This is a genomic window from Streptomyces collinus, from assembly GCF_031348265.1.
GTDB lineage: Bacteria > Actinomycetota > Actinomycetes > Streptomycetales > Streptomycetaceae > Streptomyces > Streptomyces collinus.
The window spans coordinates 5,884,858-5,902,875 of record NZ_CP133771.1 but is presented as its reverse complement, the minus strand read 5'-3'; the positions used below and the strand labels follow the sequence as shown (position 1 = coordinate 5,902,875).

17 protein-coding genes are annotated in these 18,018 nt (G+C 70.9%); 6 read left to right on the top strand and 11 right to left on the bottom strand.

Features of this window, described 5'->3' with window-relative positions; all coding sequences use genetic code 11:
* Positions 1-82: 82 nt before the first annotated feature.
* Positions 83-2,440, top strand: coding sequence for a ribonucleoside-diphosphate reductase subunit alpha (locus RFN52_RS26980; RefSeq protein WP_184849824.1), 2,358 nt, complete (start codon positions 83-85; stop codon positions 2,438-2,440).
* Positions 2,440-3,447 (top strand): ribonucleotide-diphosphate reductase subunit beta, encoded by a 1,008-nt coding sequence (locus RFN52_RS26975; RefSeq protein ID WP_184849822.1) that lies wholly within the window; start codon positions 2,440-2,442, stop codon positions 3,445-3,447. The genes RFN52_RS26980 and RFN52_RS26975 overlap by 1 nt, the downstream gene beginning before the upstream one ends.
* On the opposite strand, the gene RFN52_RS26970 is transcribed toward RFN52_RS26975, so the two are convergent.
* Complete coding sequence (locus RFN52_RS26970; protein ID WP_184849820.1) at positions 3,360-3,602, bottom strand: hypothetical protein; 243 nt, start codon at positions 3,600-3,602, stop codon at positions 3,360-3,362. The two genes, RFN52_RS26975 and RFN52_RS26970, sit on opposite strands and share 88 nt — an antisense overlap.
* Before the next feature lie 93 nt (positions 3,603-3,695).
* Here RFN52_RS26970 and RFN52_RS26965 point away from each other — a divergent pair, with 93 nt between their 5' ends.
* Positions 3,696-4,658: a GlxA family transcriptional regulator gene (locus RFN52_RS26965; protein WP_184849818.1), complete on the top strand. Its 963-nt coding sequence runs from the start codon at positions 3,696-3,698 to the stop codon at positions 4,656-4,658.
* Positions 4,659-4,669: 11 nt separating this feature from the next.
* On the opposite strand, the gene RFN52_RS26960 is transcribed toward RFN52_RS26965, so the two are convergent.
* The 10 genes from RFN52_RS26960 to RFN52_RS26915 all read right to left on the bottom strand — a co-directional run bounded on the left by RFN52_RS26960 (position 4,670) and on the right by RFN52_RS26915 (position 14,750).
* Positions 4,670-6,040 (bottom strand): bifunctional albaflavenone monooxygenase/terpene synthase, encoded by a 1,371-nt coding sequence (locus RFN52_RS26960; RefSeq protein ID WP_184849816.1) that lies wholly within the window; start codon positions 6,038-6,040, stop codon positions 4,670-4,672.
* The gene (gene cyc1 / locus RFN52_RS26955) at positions 6,037-7,122 is read right to left on the bottom strand and encodes an epi-isozizaene synthase (RefSeq protein ID WP_184849814.1); all 1,086 of its coding nucleotides are present in this window, start codon (positions 7,120-7,122) and stop codon (positions 6,037-6,039) included. The genes RFN52_RS26960 and cyc1 overlap by 4 nt, the downstream gene beginning before the upstream one ends.
* Positions 7,123-7,417: 295 nt before the next feature.
* The gene (def, locus tag RFN52_RS26950) at positions 7,418-8,068 is read right to left on the bottom strand and encodes a peptide deformylase (protein ID WP_184849811.1); all 651 of its coding nucleotides are present in this window, start codon (positions 8,066-8,068) and stop codon (positions 7,418-7,420) included.
* 126 nt (positions 8,069-8,194) lie between these two features.
* On the bottom strand, positions 8,195-9,175 hold the full coding sequence (locus RFN52_RS26945; RefSeq protein ID WP_033314438.1) for a tetratricopeptide repeat protein: 981 nt from the start codon (positions 9,173-9,175) through the stop codon (positions 8,195-8,197).
* Positions 9,176-9,292: 117 nt separating this feature from the next.
* Positions 9,293-10,540: an HD domain-containing protein gene (locus RFN52_RS26940; RefSeq protein ID WP_184849809.1), complete on the bottom strand. Its 1,248-nt coding sequence runs from the start codon at positions 10,538-10,540 to the stop codon at positions 9,293-9,295.
* A complete protein-coding gene (locus RFN52_RS26935; protein ID WP_184849807.1) occupies positions 10,537-11,874 on the bottom strand; it encodes an HD-GYP domain-containing protein in 1,338 nt (445 codons plus the stop codon). The genes RFN52_RS26940 and RFN52_RS26935 overlap by 4 nt, the downstream gene beginning before the upstream one ends.
* Positions 11,875-12,025: 151 nt before the next feature.
* Positions 12,026-12,337 carry a mycothiol system anti-sigma-R factor gene (rsrA, locus tag RFN52_RS26930; RefSeq protein WP_059416550.1) on the bottom strand — a complete coding sequence of 104 codons (312 nt, stop codon included), beginning with the start codon at positions 12,335-12,337 and terminating at the stop codon, positions 12,026-12,028.
* Positions 12,334-13,020, bottom strand: coding sequence for an RNA polymerase sigma factor SigR (gene sigR, locus RFN52_RS26925; protein WP_142166727.1), 687 nt, complete (start codon positions 13,018-13,020; stop codon positions 12,334-12,336). The genes rsrA and sigR overlap by 4 nt, the downstream gene beginning before the upstream one ends.
* 256 nt (positions 13,021-13,276) lie before the next feature.
* Entirely contained in the window at positions 13,277-13,933 is a 657-nt protein-coding gene (locus RFN52_RS26920) for an alpha/beta hydrolase family protein (RefSeq protein WP_374050180.1), read from the bottom strand.
* Between the two features lies 1 nt (position 13,934).
* Positions 13,935-14,750 carry an SOS response-associated peptidase gene (locus tag RFN52_RS26915; RefSeq protein WP_184849805.1) on the bottom strand — a complete coding sequence of 272 codons (816 nt, stop codon included), beginning with the start codon at positions 14,748-14,750 and terminating at the stop codon, positions 13,935-13,937.
* A gap of 50 nt (positions 14,751-14,800) precedes the next feature.
* Here RFN52_RS26915 and RFN52_RS26910 point away from each other — a divergent pair, with 50 nt between their 5' ends.
* From RFN52_RS26910 to rsgA, 3 genes are all read left to right on the top strand, one after another.
* Positions 14,801-15,523 (top strand): M50 family metallopeptidase, encoded by a 723-nt coding sequence (locus tag RFN52_RS26910; RefSeq protein WP_184849803.1) that lies wholly within the window; start codon positions 14,801-14,803, stop codon positions 15,521-15,523.
* A gap of 109 nt (positions 15,524-15,632) precedes the next feature.
* Complete coding sequence (aroA, locus tag RFN52_RS26905; protein ID WP_184849801.1) at positions 15,633-16,949, top strand: 3-phosphoshikimate 1-carboxyvinyltransferase; 1,317 nt, start codon at positions 15,633-15,635, stop codon at positions 16,947-16,949.
* A 17-nt stretch (positions 16,950-16,966) separates the two neighbouring features.
* Entirely contained in the window at positions 16,967-17,977 is a 1,011-nt protein-coding gene (gene rsgA, locus RFN52_RS26900; RefSeq protein ID WP_184849799.1) for a ribosome small subunit-dependent GTPase A, read from the top strand.
* Positions 17,978-18,018 lie beyond the last annotated feature (41 nt).

Sequence of the window (18,018 nt, the reverse complement as noted above, 5' to 3'; positions counted from 1 at the left end):
CGGTGGACGCGACGCCGCGTGCGCTCGTGTGCTGCCCCCTGCCCTCGACGAGGCCCCCGTGCCGAGCGAGGGAGAGCCCCACGTGACCATCGCGCCAGCCGAACCGGTCTCAGCCAGCGAAGAAGAGCACGACGCCCCAGGCGCCGCGCTGTTGCGGACCCTGACCGAGCTGACCGCCGACCTCCCCGACGCCGAGCCCGGCCGGGTCGCCGCCGCGGCGCTGCGCGGCCGGTCCGCGCAGGCGGACGAGGGCGAGTTGCGGGAGCTGGCGACGGAGGCCGCGGCCGGTCTGATCTCCGAGGACCCCGCCTACTCCAGGCTGGCCGCCCGGCTGCTGACCATCGGCATCCGCGAGGAGGCCGCCTCGCAGGGCGTCACGTCCTTCACCGAGTCCGTGGCGGTGGGCCACCGCGAGGGCCTCATCGCCGACCGCACCGCCGAGTTCGTCCGGCTGCACGCGGCCCGGCTCGACGCCCTGGTCGACACCGGCGCCGATGACCGCTTCGGCTACTTCGGCCTGCGCACCCTGCACAGCCGCTATCTGCTCCGGCACCCGATCACCCGCAAGGTCGTCGAGACGCCCCAGCACTTCATGCTGCGGGTCGCCGCCGGTCTCGCCGAGGACGACACCCGCCGCTCCGTCGACGAAGTCGCCGCGCTCTACGGGCTCATGAGCCGCCTCGACTACCTCCCCTCCTCCCCCACCCTCTTCAACTCGGGCACCCGGCACCCGCAGATGTCGTCCTGCTACCTCCTCGACTCCCCCAAGGACGAGCTGGACTCCATCTACGACCGGTACCACCAGGTGGCCCGGCTGTCGAAGCACGCCGGCGGCATCGGACTCGCGTACTCCCGCATCCGCGCCCGCGGTTCCCTGATCCGCGGCACCAACGGCCACTCCAACGGCATCGTCCCGTTCCTGAAGACCCTCGACGCCTCGGTCGCCGCCGTGAACCAGGGCGGCCGGCGCAAGGGCGCCGCCGCGGTGTACCTGGAGACCTGGCACTCCGACATCGAGGAGTTCCTGGAGCTGCGCGACAACACCGGCGAGGACGCCCGCCGCACGCACAACCTGAACCTGGCGCACTGGGTGCCGGACGAGTTCATGCGGCGCGTGAACGCCGACGCGCAGTGGTCGCTGTTCTCCCCCTCGGACGTGCCCGAGCTGGTCGACCTGTGGGGCGAGGAGTTCGACGCCGCGTACCGGGCGGCCGAGGCGAAGGGCCTCGCGCGGAAGACCCTGCCCGCCCGTGAGCTGTACGGCCGCATGATGCGCACCCTCGCGCAGACCGGCAACGGCTGGATGACCTTCAAGGACGCCGCCAACCGCACCGCCAACCAGACGGCTGAGCGGGGCCACGTCGTCCACTCCTCCAACCTCTGCACGGAGATCCTGGAGGTCACCAGCGACGGGGAGACCGCCGTCTGCAACCTGGGCTCGGTCAACCTGGGTTCCTTTGTCGACTCATCGACCGGTGATCTCGACTGGGAGCGGCTGGACGAGACCGTCCGCACGGCCGTGACCTTCCTCGACCGGGTCGTGGACATCAACTTCTACCCGACCGAGCAGGCGGGCCGCTCCAACGCCCGCTGGCGTCCGGTCGGCCTCGGCGCGATGGGCCTCCAGGACGTCTTCTTCAAGCTGCGTCTGCCCTTCGACTCGCCGGAGGCCAAGGCCCTCTCCACCCGGATCGCCGAGCGGATCATGCTCGCCGCGTACGAGGCCTCCGCCGACCTCGCCGAGCGCAACGGCCCGTTGCCGGCCTGGGAGAAGACCCGTACGGCCCGGGGTGTACTGCACCCCGACCACTACGAAGCGGAGCTCACCTGGCCGGACCGCTGGGCGGCCCTGCGCGAGCGCGTCGCCACGACCGGCATGCGCAACTCGCTCCTGCTCGCCATCGCCCCGACGGCCACGATCGCCTCCATCGCGGGCGTGTACGAGTGCATCGAGCCGCAGGTGTCCAACCTGTTCAAGCGCGAGACGCTGTCGGGTGAGTTCCTCCAGGTCAACTCCTACCTGGTGGACGAGCTGAAGCGGCTCGGCGTGTGGGACGCCCGCACCCGGGAGGCCCTGCGCGAGGCCAGCGGCTCGGTGCAGGACTTCGCCTGGATCCCCGAGGACGTGCGCGCCCTCTACCGCACGGCGTGGGAGATCCCGCAGCGCGGCCTGATCGACATGGCTGCGGCCAGGACCCCGTTCCTGGACCAGTCCCAGTCCCTGAACCTGTTCCTGGAGACGCCGACCATCGGCAAGCTCTCCTCGATGTACGCCTACGCCTGGAAGTCCGGGCTGAAGACCACGTACTACCTGCGCTCGCGCCCGGCGACCCGCATCGCCCGCGCCGCCCGGGCCACCGTCCCCGTGCAGGCCACCCCCGATCCCGAAGCGGTCGCCTGCTCCCTGGAAAACCCCGAGTCCTGCGAGGCCTGCCAGTAATGAGCACCCAGAACCTTCTCGACCCCGGCTTCGAACTGACTCTCCGCCCCATGCGCTACCCGGACTTCTACGAGCGCTACCGGGACGCCATCAAGAACACCTGGACCGTGGAGGAGGTCGACCTCCACTCGGACGTCGCCGACCTCGCCAAGCTGTCACCGGCGGAGCAGCACCTGATCGGCCGGCTGGTCGCGTTCTTCGCCACGGGCGACTCGATCGTCGCCAACAACCTCGTGCTGACGCTGTACAAGCACATCAACTCCCCAGAGGCGCGGCTCTACCTGAGCCGTCAGCTCTTCGAGGAGGCCGTGCACGTCCAGTTCTATCTGACGCTGCTCGACACCTATCTGCCCGACCCGGAGGACCGCGCGGCGGCCTTCGCGGCCGTGGAGAACATCCCGTCCATCCGCGAGAAGGCCTCGTTCTGCTTCAAGTGGATGGACTCGGTGGACAAGCTGGACCGGCTGGAGACCCAGGCCGACCGCCGCCGCTTCCTGCTCAACCTGATCTGCTTCGCCGCGTGCATCGAGGGCCTGTTCTTCTACGGCGCCTTCGCGTACGTCTACTGGTTCCGCAGCCGGGGCCTGCTGCACGGCCTGGCCACCGGCACCAACTGGGTGTTCCGCGACGAGACGATGCACATGTCCTTCGCCTTCGAGGTGGTCGACACCGTCCGCAAGGAGGAGCCGGAGCTGTTCGACGACCGGCTCCAGCAGGAGGTGACGGACATGCTCCGGGAGGCCGTCGAGGCCGAGCTGCAGTTCGCGCGCGACCTGTGCGGTGACGGCCTGCCGGGCATGAACACCGAGTCGATGCGGCAGTACCTGGAGTGCGTCGCCGACCAGCGGCTCACCCGCCTCGGCTTCGCTCCGGTCTACGGCTCCGAGAACCCCTTCTCCTTCATGGAGCTGCAGGGCGTTCAGGAGCTGACCAACTTCTTCGAGCGGCGGCCCTCCGCGTACCAGGTGGCGGTGGAGGGCACCGTCGACCTGGACGAGGACTTCTGAGCCGGTACGCCTTCCCGGGCCTCCTGGGCCTCCCGGATCTGACGGTCGATGCGCCGCTCGCGCACCAGGCCGATCACGGACGGGAGGATCAGGAGGACCAGGATCCCGAAGGTGGCGGTCATTCCGATGAGTGCTTCGATCTGGTTCGTGTTCATGGACACCACTGTCGCGCCGATGACTCCTTACCGTCAGTGGCAGGACTGCCGGAGACCCTCGAATTACTGCCAAGGGCGAGGCACACTGGATCCATGCTGCAGAACGTGGCCGTCGCCTTGCTCGACGGCGTGAACCCCTTCGAACTGGGTGTGGTGTGCGAGGTCTTCGGCACCGACCGGAGCGACGAGGGCCTGCCGGTCTACGACTTCGCCGTCGCCTCGGCCGAGGGCCCCGTGCTGCGCATGAATTCGGGCTTCTCGCTCCAGGCCGAGCACGGCCTGGAGCGTCTGGAGACGGCCGACCTGATCGCGGTGCCGGCCGGCCACACCTACGCGTACCGGGATTTCCCCCCGGAGCTGCTGGACTCCCTGCGCCGTGCGGTCGACCGCGGCGCCCGGGTGCTGAGCGTGTGCTCCGGTGTCTTCGTGCTGGCCGCGGCCGGGCTGCTGGACGGCCGCCGCTGCGCCACGCACTGGAAGCACGCCAAGGACCTCGCCCGGCAGTACCCGCACGTGATCGTCGAACCGGACGTGCTCTACGTCGACGAGGACCCGGTGATCACCTCCGCCGGCACGGCCGCCGGCATCGACGCCTGCCTGCACCTGGTGCGCAAGGAGCAGGGCTCCGAGGTCGCCAACAAGATCGCCCGGCGGATGGTGGTACCGCCGCACCGCGACGGCGGCCAGGCCCAGTACATCGAGCGCCCGCTCCCCCACCCCGAGGGCGACACGATCGGCGACGTGCTGGCGTGGATGGAACGCCATCTCGACGAGGAGGTCACCGTCGAGCAGCTCGCCGCCCACGCCCACATGTCCCCGCGCACCTTCGCCCGCCGCTTCCAGCAGGAGACCGGGACCACTCCCTACCGCTGGATCCTGCGCCAGCGCGTGCTGCTGGCCCAGCGGCTGCTGGAGGCGACGGACGAGACGATGGACGCGATCGCCGGTCGAACGGGGTTCGGCAACGCGGCCACGCTGCGCCACCACTTCGTCCGGGCGATCGGGACCACGCCGAACTCCTATCGGCGGACGTTCAGAGGCCCCGAAGCGGCCTGAAGCCCCCTCCGTCACCTCGGCACCGGCCGCACCCGCAGGTCGTGCGGCCGGAGCGTGATGCCGACACGGGTGGCGTCCTTGGAGCCGGGGACCTGCTCGAATCGGTACCTGGTGGCCAGGGCCGCCGTGACCAGCGTCAGCTGGGCCATCGAGAAGTGATCGCTCGGGCACTTGCGGTTGCCCACGCTGAACGGGCTCATGGCGTGCTTCGGGACGTCCTTGACCCGGTCCGGAAGCCAGCGGTCGGGGTCGAACTCCAGGTTCCGCTCGTACGACTTCGGGTCGCGCTGGATCGCGTACGGGCTGTAGATGATGTCCGCCCCGGATGGAATACGGTATCCACCGAGTTCCGTGTCCCGCACCGCCCGGCGCGTCAGAATCCAGACGGCGGGGCTCAAACGCATGGACTCGACGACGACATTATTGGTGTGCCTGAGTCCTCGGACGTCTGCGAATGCCACCGGCCTCCCACCGGTGACCGCTTGCACTTCGTCGCGTACCCGGTCGCCGTGTTCGGGGTGCTCCGCGAGCATATGCAACAGCCACATGATCGTGGAGGCGATCGTCTCGCTGCCGGGGGTGAGGATCGCGACGACCTGATCGTGGATCTCCTGTTCCCCGATCGGGTCTCCATTCTCGTCCGTCGCCTCCAGCAATGCCGTCAGCAAATCGTCCGGCTTTTGACCGGATGCCCGGCGCTCGGCGACGATCTCGTCGACGAGGAGATGCAAATCGGCCAATGCCCGGTTGAATTCACGGTTGGCGGGGAGCGGCAGGTTGTAGAGCGGTCCGAGCGGGACCACCATCCGCCGGTACATCCCCCGGAAGACGGTGGCGAGGGCGACGCACAGCCGTTCCGCCCGCTCGTCCATGTAGGCGCCGCGCAGCAGGCAGCGGGCCGCGATGCGCACGGCCACCCGGAAGGACTCCGAGGTGCAGTCGATCGTCTCGCCGGGCTTCCAGCGCTCGGTCAGCGCGTGCGCTTCCTCCTCCATGATCGGGCCGTAGGCGGGGATGGCGTCGAGCCGGAAGGCGGGCTGGATGGTGCGCCGCTGGCGCCGGTGGCGCGGGCCGTTCGCCGTGGCCACGCCCTCCTTGCCGAGCAGGCCCTCCAGGGATTCCCACAGGGGCCCGGCGATGATGAAGTCGTTGCTCAGCGCCAGGGCGCCGGTCAGGGCCGGGGTGGTGACCGCGTACACCGTCTTCGGCCCGATCTTCAGCCGCACGACGTCGCCGTGGTCGCGCAGCCGCGCCATGAACGCCAGCGGGTCGCGCGCCAGCTTCCAGCCGTGCCCGAGGACGGGGACGCCACCCCCCGCCCGGGGCGGCTCCCGGGGTTCCACGGCCGGCGGGGTTTCGGGCTTCACAGACTCGATGGTCATTTCTCACCTGCCGCTTCGTTGTTGACGTACGGGGGCGTGGACCGGTCGTCCCAGCTGTCGACCATGTAACGGCCGGACTCGTGGTGGAACCAGTACACGGAACTGAACCAGTTCCGCATATTGCTCAGGCAGGCCCGCACGGCGGCGCTCAGTTCCTTTCCCCGCACGGAGCCGTCGGCGAGATCTTCGGCGAAGCGCAATGCATCCCGTTCACCCTTGAGGAAATCGGTGATGCATTCATCGACACGGCGCCGTATTTCCACGACCGCCTGTTCCAGAGTCATCCCCTCATGGGTGATGAGACTGATTCCGAGATTGTGCACCTCGTCGCCGGCTATCTCTTTCGGGAGCGAGCACAGATCGTTGTACCAGGCGGCGAATTCCTGGCTCAGCAGTGCCGCCCGCCGATATGCCGGATGTTTTCTCACGGCATCGGGAAGTTCACATCCGGCGGTCGGTTCCAGGAGGTCCGTCCAGATCCAGTGCGCGAAGGTGAGCCGGCGCAGCCGGAGGTATTCCTCGACCGTCGGGACGATTCCCTCGGTGCGATTGCGGAACTCCTGGTCGTACGCGTCGATCACCGCGTGGAAGTGCCGGGCGAACCGGAGGTTCCACGTCTGGGGCAGGAACGCGTACAGCCGCAGCACGCTGTCCGCGAACCCGGCGACCAGTGGGTCCTTGTGGTGCAGGTGCTCCCCGGGGGAGTCGAGGGCCGCGTGCAGCCGGTCCCGCAGCAGCCGCCAGGCGACCGGACGGCCGTGCACGATGTCGCGGTCGTGGCGGTCGTCCCAGAGGAAGAACCACGCGCTGTAGTCGGCTATCGCCTGCATGACCTCGTCGGAGGCGCCGAGGTAGTACCCGGCCATGAGGTCGGTGTAGCAAAGGCCGTCGGCATATTCCTCCACCTTGTCCGCCGGCATGAGCCGCTTTTCGAGCAGCCAGGCCCGGGTCTCCTCCTGGCACTTCGGCCAATACGGGTGGAGTCGCCGGGGAAACTCCGCCTCGATCACCGGGAGAAAGAGCGACGGTGGAACTGCGATCGCGGCCGGTGCCGTTGTGGTGCCGTGTGACAAAGCATGCACGAACTAACCCCTCTCAGACGCCAGTTGGCGCGGGCGCCCCTCCCTTCGTGCCGGGCGTGCGCCGTTGCATACCCCGCTCATCCCATTCAGCACTACAACTGACCGTTCTGGGAACGCATTTGCTTCATTCGCTCCCCCACAGTGCCGGGAACCTCCCGTTGTGTGACTATCGATGGATCGCCAGGCGAGCAGAAGCGATCGAACGTGCGACGGACAGGCGAACGACACAACGGAACGGCGCCTGTTCAGGGTGGTGAACCCGAACAGACGCCGTGCGATGGAGGCAGCTGAGGTCTCAGTCGTTGGCCACCACGGGGTAGCGAGGCTCGTTCTCGGCCATCTGCCGCAGCGCGTCCTTGCGCTCACGCTTGGAGAGCCGGTCGATGTACAGGTACCCGTAGAGGTGGTCGGTCTCGTGCTGCAAACACCGAGCGAAGTACCCGGTGCCGCGCACCTTGATCGGGTTGCCCTTCTCGTCCTGCCCGGTCACCTCGGCGTAGTCGGGCCGGGCGAGCGGCGCGTACGCGGTGGGCACCGACAGGCAGCCCTCGTTGCTGTCGTCCAGGCGGCGCTTGTCGGCGGGCAGTTCCACGAGCTTGGGGTTGCAGACGACACCGGTGTGGCGGGCGCCCTCGTCATCCGGGCAGTCGTAGACGAAGACCTTCGCGTCGACGCCGATCTGGTTGGCGGCCAGGCCCACGCCCTCGGCGGTGCGCTGGCTGGCGAACATGTCCGCGACGAGCTGCTGGAACTCCTCGCCGAAGTCGGTGACGTCCTTGCACTCCTTGTGCAGCACCGGGTTCCCGACGACCGTGATCGGCCGCGAGGTCCCCTTCTCCCGCCAGGCCGCCTCGCGCTCCTCGCAGCCCTCCGTGTCGATCACATACCCCTCGTCATCGACGGGGAGCACGCCCGCGTGCTGCTGATCGGTGTCCTGCTGAGCCATGACGTCCGTACGCCTTCCTGAACAAATCCAACCCGGGATGCTGATACAGGGTACGGGGAAGGCGCCCCGTCAGGGGCGCGGGGAACTGCGCGAACAACCACGACGGCGCTGCACCCGACAACGGCGCTAACAGACCTCTTCGAGATCCCGCCAGTCCCGGGAATCCGGACTGTCCGCGACCCACCCGTCCAGCAACCCCCGGACCAGCGAAGCCGGCGCAGCCAAGCCGCACTCCCGCTCCGGCACCCACAGCTGCCCGTCCGTCCGGTGCCCCAGCGGCCCTGGATGCCCCGGCTCGCTGTGATCGTGCGGATCGAGATGCTCCCCGTCGCCCTCGTCCGACGGCATCCGCGACTCCGAGCACATCCGGCACAGCAGCCGCACCGAGGAGGACCAGTCCTCCGCGGCGAACCCGGCGTCGGCCGCCAGCTGCTCCAGCGCGTCCCGGTCCGCCTCGGTCGCCGCCTCCAGCAGCACCACCCAGGTCGGCACGGGCGACGGCGCCCACAGCTCGATCTCGTCGAACACCGGGTACGTGTGCCCGGCGGCGGTCGTCCGCTCCCCGTGCGGCACCCCGTCGTGCAGCACGACCTCGCCCCAGCGGCGCCCGGACGACGGCAGCGGGATGGACAGCACCTCGATCCGCGCGGGATCCAGCCGCCGTCCCCACACGACCTCGGCCTCCCCCTCCGGGGACAGCCGTACGGCCGCGCTGCCGAGGTCCATGCCGAGGGGCTCGCCGGAGTCGTTGGCCGCCCCCGGCACCCGCAGCCCGTAGGCCTGCCAGGCGCGCCGGGCCAGCGGCCAGTCCTGGAGCGCGGTCGCGGCGATGCCGACGTTCCACCAGTCGGGCGCGCCGGTGTCCCGGTCGAGCAGCGCCACGGCCCGCAGTCCGGCCGCCCGCGCCTGCTCCCAGTCGTGCCGGAACTTGTGCAGCAGCGCGAGGTTGAACCAGGACTCGGAAAGCCAGGGCTCCAGATCGGCGGCACGTGTCAGCAGGGCGCCCGCGTCCTCGTAACGGCCGTCGCCGATGAGGGTGAACGCCCGGTCTGTGGCCTGCCGCCAGGAGGCGGAGGGCCGGTGCCGTCCCTTGCCGAAGATCCTCACGATTCCCGCCTGCCAGTTCCGTGCGGTGGGCTGGCCGTAGCTGTGTTTCGAGCCCCCGGACACCTTCTCCTTCGCATCCAACCACGTACGGCCTCAAGGGCGCTCATTACCCATGGGTTACCCAGCCAAGGGCAGGGTCAGACTGCTCCTTGCCAGGACGCGGGCCAGTGATTCCACCACCTCCGGGGCGTACGTCCCGGAGGTGGCGAGCCGGAGTTCCTCCAGCGCCGTCAGCGGCCCGCCGGGCCCTCCTTCCCGGGACTTCTCCTCGTACGCGTTCACGGCCCGGACGATTCGCGCGGCAAGCGGCTGCTCGGTGTAGGGGTCGGCCTGCCGCTCCACGACGACGGCCACCGCCTCGTCGACGCCCGTCTGCCGGACGACGGCCCCGCCGAGCAGGGCGATCCGCCGCTGCTCCGCGACGGGCAGCCCGGCGGTGGCGCCCGCCGGCACCGGGTCGACGAGACTCAGCTGGCCGATGTCGTGCATGAGCGCCGCGTACTCCAGCACCGCGAGCTCCGGCTCGGTCAGCCCCAGGTCACGCCCCACCGCCTGGCTGACCGCTGCGACCCGCCGCGCGTGCCCGCAGGGGGTGTAGCCGGCGACCTCCGTGGCCCGGGCGAGGGAGGCGATGGTCTGCCGGTAGGTCGCCCGGACGGCGGCATAGCGGCGGAACGACATCTGGGCGAGCAGCAGCGGCACGGAGAAGACCGGCAGCGCCCACAGCCCCACCACGGCGACCGCCAGCGCCATCACCGCCCCGGTGGCGATGACGGCGGACCCGATGCCGCACACGGCCCGCAGCTCGTCCCGCAGCACCGGGCAGAAGGGCCAGCCGGTGCGGGTGTGGGCCAGGGCGGCGGCGAGCACCGCGTCGCACAGCGCGGTCAGGGACAGCAGCGCGAGCAGCAGCAGGGCGTAGGCCGGACCGCCCCAGTCGTCGAACATGCCCCGGTTGTACGGGGGCTGGAAGCACACGGCGACGAACCCGACGGTGAGCACGCGGCGCGCCAGGTGGTCGAGGGTGGGCCCCTGCCCGCGCGCGACGTGCGGGACGCTGCCGAGCAGCGAGGCGGCCAGCACCACGGCGACGACCTGGGCGGGGCCGTGGTGGGTGGCCCGTCCGCCGGCCTCGCCGAGCAGGGCGTAGGACAGGGCCGCGGCGGCACCGAGCGGGGCGGGCTCCCGGATCCGCGCGCCGTTGCGCCGGGTGAGCTCGCCGACGGTGACGAGGACGCCGAAGGCGAGTGCGACCCGGCGTTCCTCAAGGCCGTCGTAGAGGGTGAGGGCGAGGGAACCGGCGGCGAGCAGGGCGGCGCAGGCGTGGACGAGGGTGAGGAGCGGTGGCGGCCGGTAGGCGCTCATCGGTGTGCTCCCGGGCGGCTGGACAGGGGTGCGCCGGGCGGGGGCACCCGGGCCGGGCGGGTCTCCTCGTCGTCGGCGGTCACCGCGGGGTGCCACCCCGTCCGCCCGACGGCTTCGACGAGAGCTGCGACCATCACCGGGTCGAAGTGGCTGCCCGCGCACCGCTCCAGCTCCGCCAGGGCCACGGCGACGGGCCGGGCCCTGCTGTAGCTGCGGGTGGAGGTCATGGCGTCGAAGGCGTCCGCGACGGCCACGACCCGTGCGGACTCCGGGATCTGACGGCCCACCAGCCCGTACGGGTAGCCGCTGCCGTCCAGCCGCTCGTGGTGGTGCAGCACGGCGGCGCGGGCCTCCCCGAGGAAGCCGATGCCGCGCACCATCTCGTGCCCGTACTCGGGGTGCAGCTCGATGACGCGCCGCTCCTCGGGCGTCAGCGGCCCGTTCTTCCTGAGCAGCCGGGTGGGCACGCCCAGCTTGCCCACGTCGTGCAGGATCCCGGCGAAGCGGAGCACCTCCACGCGTTCGTCGGCCATGCCCAGCTCACGGGCGATCATCATGGATGCCTGTCCGACGCGCTCGCTGTGCCCGCGCGTGTACCCGTCCTTGATGTCGACGGCCTGCACCAGCGCCCGGATGGTCGCCTGATGCGCGGCGCGTTCCCGGTGGTACTGCGCGAACGCCCACCACGAGACACACATGGGCAGCAGGACGAGCAGCGCGGAGACGGGCCCGTAGGGGCTGTGCCACAGGACCGCCATCATCAGCCCGGCGAGGCCGTGCACGGCGATCGGCGCGAGCGAGCGGGCCACCAAGCCCCGCCAGGCCCGCCGTACCGGCACCCGTTCGGCCACGGCCAGGATGCCGCCGTCGAGCAGCGCGAGCACCAGGCAGAACGCCAGCACGGCCGCTCCCGCCGGACCGAGTGCGTACGGGACGTCGGCCGCGGCCACCGCGTCCGGCCCGCCGAGTAGCCGGTGCACCGTGGCGGCGGCCCACACGCCGAGGACGAGCTGGGCGGCCCGCCAGATGCGCCGCAGCGCCACGGGCCGCCGGGCGACCTGCGAGAGCAGCGCTCCGGGCACGGCCACCAGCGCCGCGGCGGGCGCCGGCAGCAGGAAGGCGCCGGCGAGCAGCACGGGGTAGAAGGTCCCGGCCGGGTGGGAGATCCCGACGAACCGGGACCGGGCGACGCGCTCGCAGCCGGCGTACAGCGCGGCGAGCAGCGCGACCGCCCACCAGGGCGTGCGTACGCCCGGCGGCGGCAGCAGGCAGAGCAGCGCGGCCAGGGCGGCACAGGCGATGTAGACCCGTGCCCGTGCCGGTACCGCTTCCATGAGCCCCTCCCCGGCCAGGTCCGTCAGGCCCGGAGCCTAGGGCGGCGGCAGGGGGGTTCACGGGCCGATAACCCGCGGATTAGCACGTTTGAGTGACGCGTTCGAGGGCGACTACCCGTTCAGAGGGGGGTAGTTGAAAAGCGCAGGAGTGTCAGGACTCCTGGGGCGTGGCGGGCGAGGCCGTGACGTCCTGGTCGGGGACGGCCTGGCCGGAGCGGATCAGCTCGATCCGCCCCATGACCTTGTCCCGCAGGTCGCCCGGCACGTCGTCGTGCCCGCAGCAGCGCTTGACGAGCTTCTTCACGGCCTGCTCGAGCCCGTACTTCTCGAGGCAGGGCGAGCACTCCTCGAAGTGGTGCTCGAACTTCACGCAGTCCGAGTCCGGCATCTCACGGTCGAGGAACTCGTAGAGATGATCGAGGATTTCGCTGCAATCCGTCTCGTGCGGCTCTCCGCAGCTCATGACCCCGAGCCTTTCGCTTCGTTCGACTCTCCGGCACCGGCCGGGACCATCCCGCGGTCACGGGCGTAGTCCTCCAGCATGCCGCGCAGCTGACGGCGGCCCCGGTGCAGCCGGGACATCACCGTTCCGATGGGTGTCCCCATGATGTCGGCGATCTCCTTGTAGGCAAACCCCTCGACGTCCGCGAGATAGACGGCGATGCGGAACTCCTCGGGGATCGCCTGGAGCGCCTGCTTCACGTCCGAGTCGGGCAGGTGGTCGAGCGCCTGCGACTCCGCGGAGCGCAAGCCCGTCGACATGTGCGACTCGGCGCGGGCGAGCTGCCAGTCCTCGATCTCCTCGGCCGCGGAGCGCTGAGGTTCGCGCTGCTTCTTGCGGTACGAGTTGATGAAGGTGTTGGTGAGGATCCGGTACAGCCACGCCTTGAGGTTGGTGCCCTCACGGAACTGGTGGAAGGACGCGTACGCCTTGGCGTACGTCTCCTGCACCAGGTCCTCGGCGTCGGCCGGGTTGCGCGTCATGCGCAGCGCGGCCGAGTACATCTGGTCGAGGAACTCCAGCGCGTCCCGCTCGAAGCGCGCGCTGCGCTCCGCGGCCGTCTCCGCGCCCGTGCCGCCCTGGCCCTCGGGCTGCTCCGCCTGGCCGTTTTCGGTCCCTGCGTCGGTCCCAGTGACCGGACCCACCTCCTCGAACGTTCTCGCGAGACCGAGACCGGTCTCACCCGAATCGGAGGATAGACGACGATCCGGTCCGCCCGCCGCCCGAATAGGGGCGGTCTTGCCCGCGTGCAGCACCGTCCAGTCCAGGTCGGCGCGGCTGCTGCGGGTCGGGCAGATGGTCGAACCCATGCGGCGGACTCCCTCTCCTACGACGTCGGTGCTGGTCTCCAGCACGTACGTCCCGCACAACAGTGATCGCCGCCCCGGCATTCCCGAAGCTTTACCCGAGTGACCCGGTCCACTCCACGACCGCGTCCGTGATGAGGGACACGGCCCGGTCCTGCGAGATGTCCGCACGTTTCGGCACGGCGAAACCATGGTCCGCGTACGGGATCTCCACGAGCTCGAACGGCCCGCCCGGGAATTCCTCCGGCTTCCCGAACGGATCGTTGGCGCCCTGCACGACGAGGACGGGCACTCCGGCTCCCAGCAGCTCCTCGGCGCGGGACTTCTCCGGCTTGCCCGGCGGGTGCAGGGGGAAACTGAGCGCGAGCACGGCATGGGCGCCCAGCTCGGTCGCGGTGCGGCAGGCCACGCGGGCCCCGGCGCTGCGCCCGCCGGAGATCACCGGCAGCCCGGACTTCGCCAGCGCGGGCCAGATGCCGCGCCAGCCGGTGTCCAGGGTCTTCGGCGCGGGTGCCAGCTTCTTCCCGGCCACCCGCCAGGGCTGTTCCACCCGGGCGACGGTCACGCCGTGGGCGGGCAGGACCTCGGCCAGCGCCACCAGGTCACGGGCCTCGATGCCACCGCCCGCGCCGTGGCTGACGGCGAGCACCAGCCGGGCCTTCTTCGCCCCGTGCCAGGTGATCCGGGCGGTTCCGGCGTCGGTCTCGACGGTCTCGGTGGCGGTGCCGGCGGTCTTCGTCACATGCGTCACGTCAGAAGAGTGTGCCCTCTTCGGGCCCTTCCAGCTCCTTGAGCAGCTCCGGCCCGTTGTTGCGGACGTTGCTGACGGCCGTGGCGACCGGGTAGGCCCGCATCAGCCCGGCGGGCGGCGGGGCGAGCAGCTCGCGCAGGCCGTCGGCGTCCGTGCGGGAGGGGTCCAGCCAGGCGTCCCAGCGGTCGGGCGTCAGCATCAGGGGCATCCGGGGGTGGATCTCGGCGAGCGCCCGCGGCCCGTCGGCCGGGGACACCGCGAGCGGGCTCTGCTCGGCCTCCGTGGTGATCACCGAGCACGTCACCCACCAGGCCTGCGGGTGGTCGTCGGGCAGCGTCTTGTCCCGCCAGAACTCGTACAGCCCGGCCATCGCGAAGACCGACCCGTCGGCCGGCGTCACGAAGTACGGCTGCTTGCGGGGCCGCTTCTTCTTGCCCTCGACCTCCAGCTCGCGCTCCTGGGTGCCGGTGACCCACTCGTAGTAGCCGTCGGCGGGCAGGATGCAGCGCCGGGAGGTGAAGGCACGGCGGTAGGACGGCTTCTCGTGGACGGTCTCCGCGCGGGCGTTGATCATCCGGGCACCGCCCTCGGGGGTCTTCGACCAGGACGGGACGAGCCCCCACTTCAGCGTGCGCAGCTGCCGAACCGGGCGCGGGTCGTCGGCGTCTTTGAGGGGGCGGTCCAGGACGGCGTAGACCTCTTTGGTGGGCGCGACGTTGTAGTCCGGCGCGAGGGTCTCCTCGGGCTCCCACTTCTCGATCTCAAAGATTCCTGCGAGATCCTCTGGCCTGCGACTCGCTGAATACCGTCCGCACATACGTGCCACACTGCCAGATTCCATCCGCCCACAGGGAGCCAACGCCTCACATGGACAGCACCGCAACCGCCTCGCTCGCCTCCCTCTGGGACGAGGTGTCCGGCACGCAGCCCGACCCCGACCTGTGGGTGGTGATCGCGACCCTGGGCGCCGCGCTCGCCGTGGTGATCCCGCACGGCCTGTGGCGCATCTCCCGCAACGCGATCACCATCGCCCACGAGGGCGGCCACGGGCTCGTGGCCCTGCTCACCGGCCGCACCCTCACGGGCATACGCCTGCACTCGGACACCAGCGGCCTGACCGTCAGCCGCGGCAAGCCGCACGGCATCGGCATGATCCTCACCGCGGCCGCGGGTTACACGGCCCCGCCCCTGCTGGGCCTCGGCGGGGCGTCCCTGCTGGGCTCCGGCCGGATCACGCTCCTGCTGTGGCTGGCCACGGCCCTGCTCCTCACCATGCTCGTGATGATCCGCAACGCCTACGGCGCCCTGACCATGATCGTCACCGGCGGCCTGTTCGTGCTGGTCTCCTGGCTGGCAGGGCCCCAGGTCCAGGCGGCGTTCGCGTACGCGGTGGTGTGGTTCCTGCTGATCGGCGGAGTCCGCCCGGCCTTCGAACTCCAGGCGAAGCGGGCCCGGGGCGGGGCCGGGGACTCGGACGCCGACCAGCTGTCGCGGCTGACGCACGTGCCGGCGGGCCTCTGGTTCTTCCTGTTCCACGCCGTGTCGCTGTGCTCGCTGATCGGTGGGGGACGCTGGTTGCTGGAGATGTGACGGCCGCCCCGAGGAGGCGCGGGCCTGCCCGTCGGGCGGCTCCACCACGCGGGTGCGACCGGCCCCACGGCGCCGCACTCCGACGACGGCCTGCTTATAAAGTGGGGCCATGGCCCCGAACACCCCAGACACCGCCCTCTGGCCCGCCCCGCACGCGAGCGGAGCCGTCGACGCGACGGTCCACGTGCCCGGGTCCAAGTCGGTCACCAACCGTGCCCTGGTCCTCGCCTCCCTCGCCTCCGAGCCCGGCTGGCTGCGCCGCCCCCTGCGCTCCCGCGACACCCTGCTGATGGCCGGCGCGCTGCGCGCCATGGGCATCGAGATCGAGGAGGGCGTGGGCCCCGACGGCACCGGCGAGGCCTGGCGTGTGCTCCCCACCGGCCTGCGCGGCCCGGCCACGGTCGACGTCGGCAACGCCGGCACGGTGATGCGGTTCCTGCCGCCGGTCGCCGCGCTCGCCGACGGCTCCGTCCGGTTCGACGGCGACCCCCGTTCCTACGAGCGTCCGCTGAACGGCGTCATCGACGCGCTGCGGCAGCTCGGCGCCCGGATCGACGACGACGGCCGCGGCGCGCTGCCCATGACCGTGCACGGCAGCGGCGCCCTGGACGGCGGCACGGTCGCCATCGACGCCTCCTCCTCGTCGCAGTTCGTGAGCGCCCTGCTGCTCTCCGGGCCGCGCTTCAACCAGGGCGTCGAGGTCCGTCACACCGGCGCCACGCTGCCCTCCATGCCGCACATCCGCATGACCGTCGACATGCTGCGCGCGGTCGGCGCCCAGGTGGACACGCCCGAGTCGGGCGGCGAGCCGAACGTCTGGCGGGTCTCGCCGGGCGCCCTGCTCGGCCGGGACCTGGTCATCGAGCCGGACCTGTCGAACGCCCAGCCCTTCCTGGCGGCGGCGCTGGTGACCGGCGGCAAGGTCGTCGTCCCGGACTGGCCCTCGCGCACCACGCAGCCCGGTGACCGGCTGCGCGAGATCTTCACCGAGATGGGCGGCTCCTGCGAACTGACCGAGTACGGGCTGGTGTTCACCGGCTCCGGCTCGGTGCACGGCATCGACGTCGACCTGGGCGAGGTCGGTGAGCTGACGCCGGGCATCGCGGCGGTCGCGGCCCTCGCGGACTCCCCGTCGACCCTGCGCGGAGTGGCCCACCTGCGGCTGCACGAGACGGACCGGCTGGCCGCGCTCACCAAGGAGATCAACGAACTCGGCGGCGACGTCACGGAGACCGCCGACGGTCTGCACATCCGCCCGCGCCGGCTGCACGGCGGGATCTTCCACACCTACGACGACCACCGCATGGCCACGGCCGGCGCGATCATCGGCCTCGCGGTGGAGGGCGTGCAGATCGAGAACGTGGCGACGACGGCCAAGACCCTGCCCGACTTCCCCGATCTGTGGACCGGGATGCTCGGGGCGTAGGACGCAGGGATCACGTCATGCGCCGCTACGGCAAGCACACCGACGAGGACGACATCCGCACCCGTCCGGGCCGCCGGAACACCCGGCCCCGGACGAACATCCGCCCCAAGCACGAGGACGCCACCGAGGGCCTGGTCCTCACCGTCGACCGGGGCCGCCTGACCTGCCTGGTCGAGGACCGTGTGGTCATGGCGATGAAGGCCCGCGAGCTGGGCCGCAAGGCCGCGGTCGTCGGCGACCGAGTCGCCATCGTGGGCGACCTGACGGGCAAGAAGGACTCACTCGCGAGGATCGTGCGCATCGAGGAGCGCACCTCCGTCCTGCGCCGCACGGCGGACGACGACGATCCGTTCGAGCGGGTGGTCGTCGCCAACGCCGACCAGCTGGCCGTCGTCACCGCGCTGGCCGACCCGGAGCCCCGCCCCCGCCTGATCGACCGCTGCCTGGTCGCGGCCTACGCCGGCGGCCTGGAGCCGCTGCTGGTCCTGACCAAGTCGGACCTCGCCCCGCCCGACGAGCTGCTGGAGCTGTACGGCCACCTCGACATCCCCTATGTCGTGACCAGCCGCGAGGAACTGCAGAACGGCTCCGCCGTCGCGCGCGTGCGCGAGCAGCTCGACGGCAAGATCACCGCGTTCGTCGGCCACTCCGGCGTCGGCAAGACGACTCTGGTCAACTCGCTGGTGCCGGAGGAGCAGCGGCGTACGACCGGGCATGTGAACGCGGTGACGGGCCGCGGCCGGCACACCACCACGTCGGCGCTGGCACTGCCGCTCTCGGGCAGCGACGGCTGGGTGATCGACACCCCGGGCCTGCGGTCCTTCGGGCTGCACCACGTGGACCCGTCCCAGGTCATCCATGCCTTCCCGGATCTGGAGCCGGGCACCGAGGGCTGCCCGCGCGCGTGCAGTCACGACGAGCCGGACTGTGCGCTGGACGCCTGGGTGGCCGAGGGGCACGCGGATCCCGCGCGGCTGTACTCGCTGCGCCGGCTGCTGGCCACGCGTGAACGCAAGGAAGGCGACTGACCTCCGCGTTGTTTGTGCCGGTGTGCTGGCGGTAAGTGCAT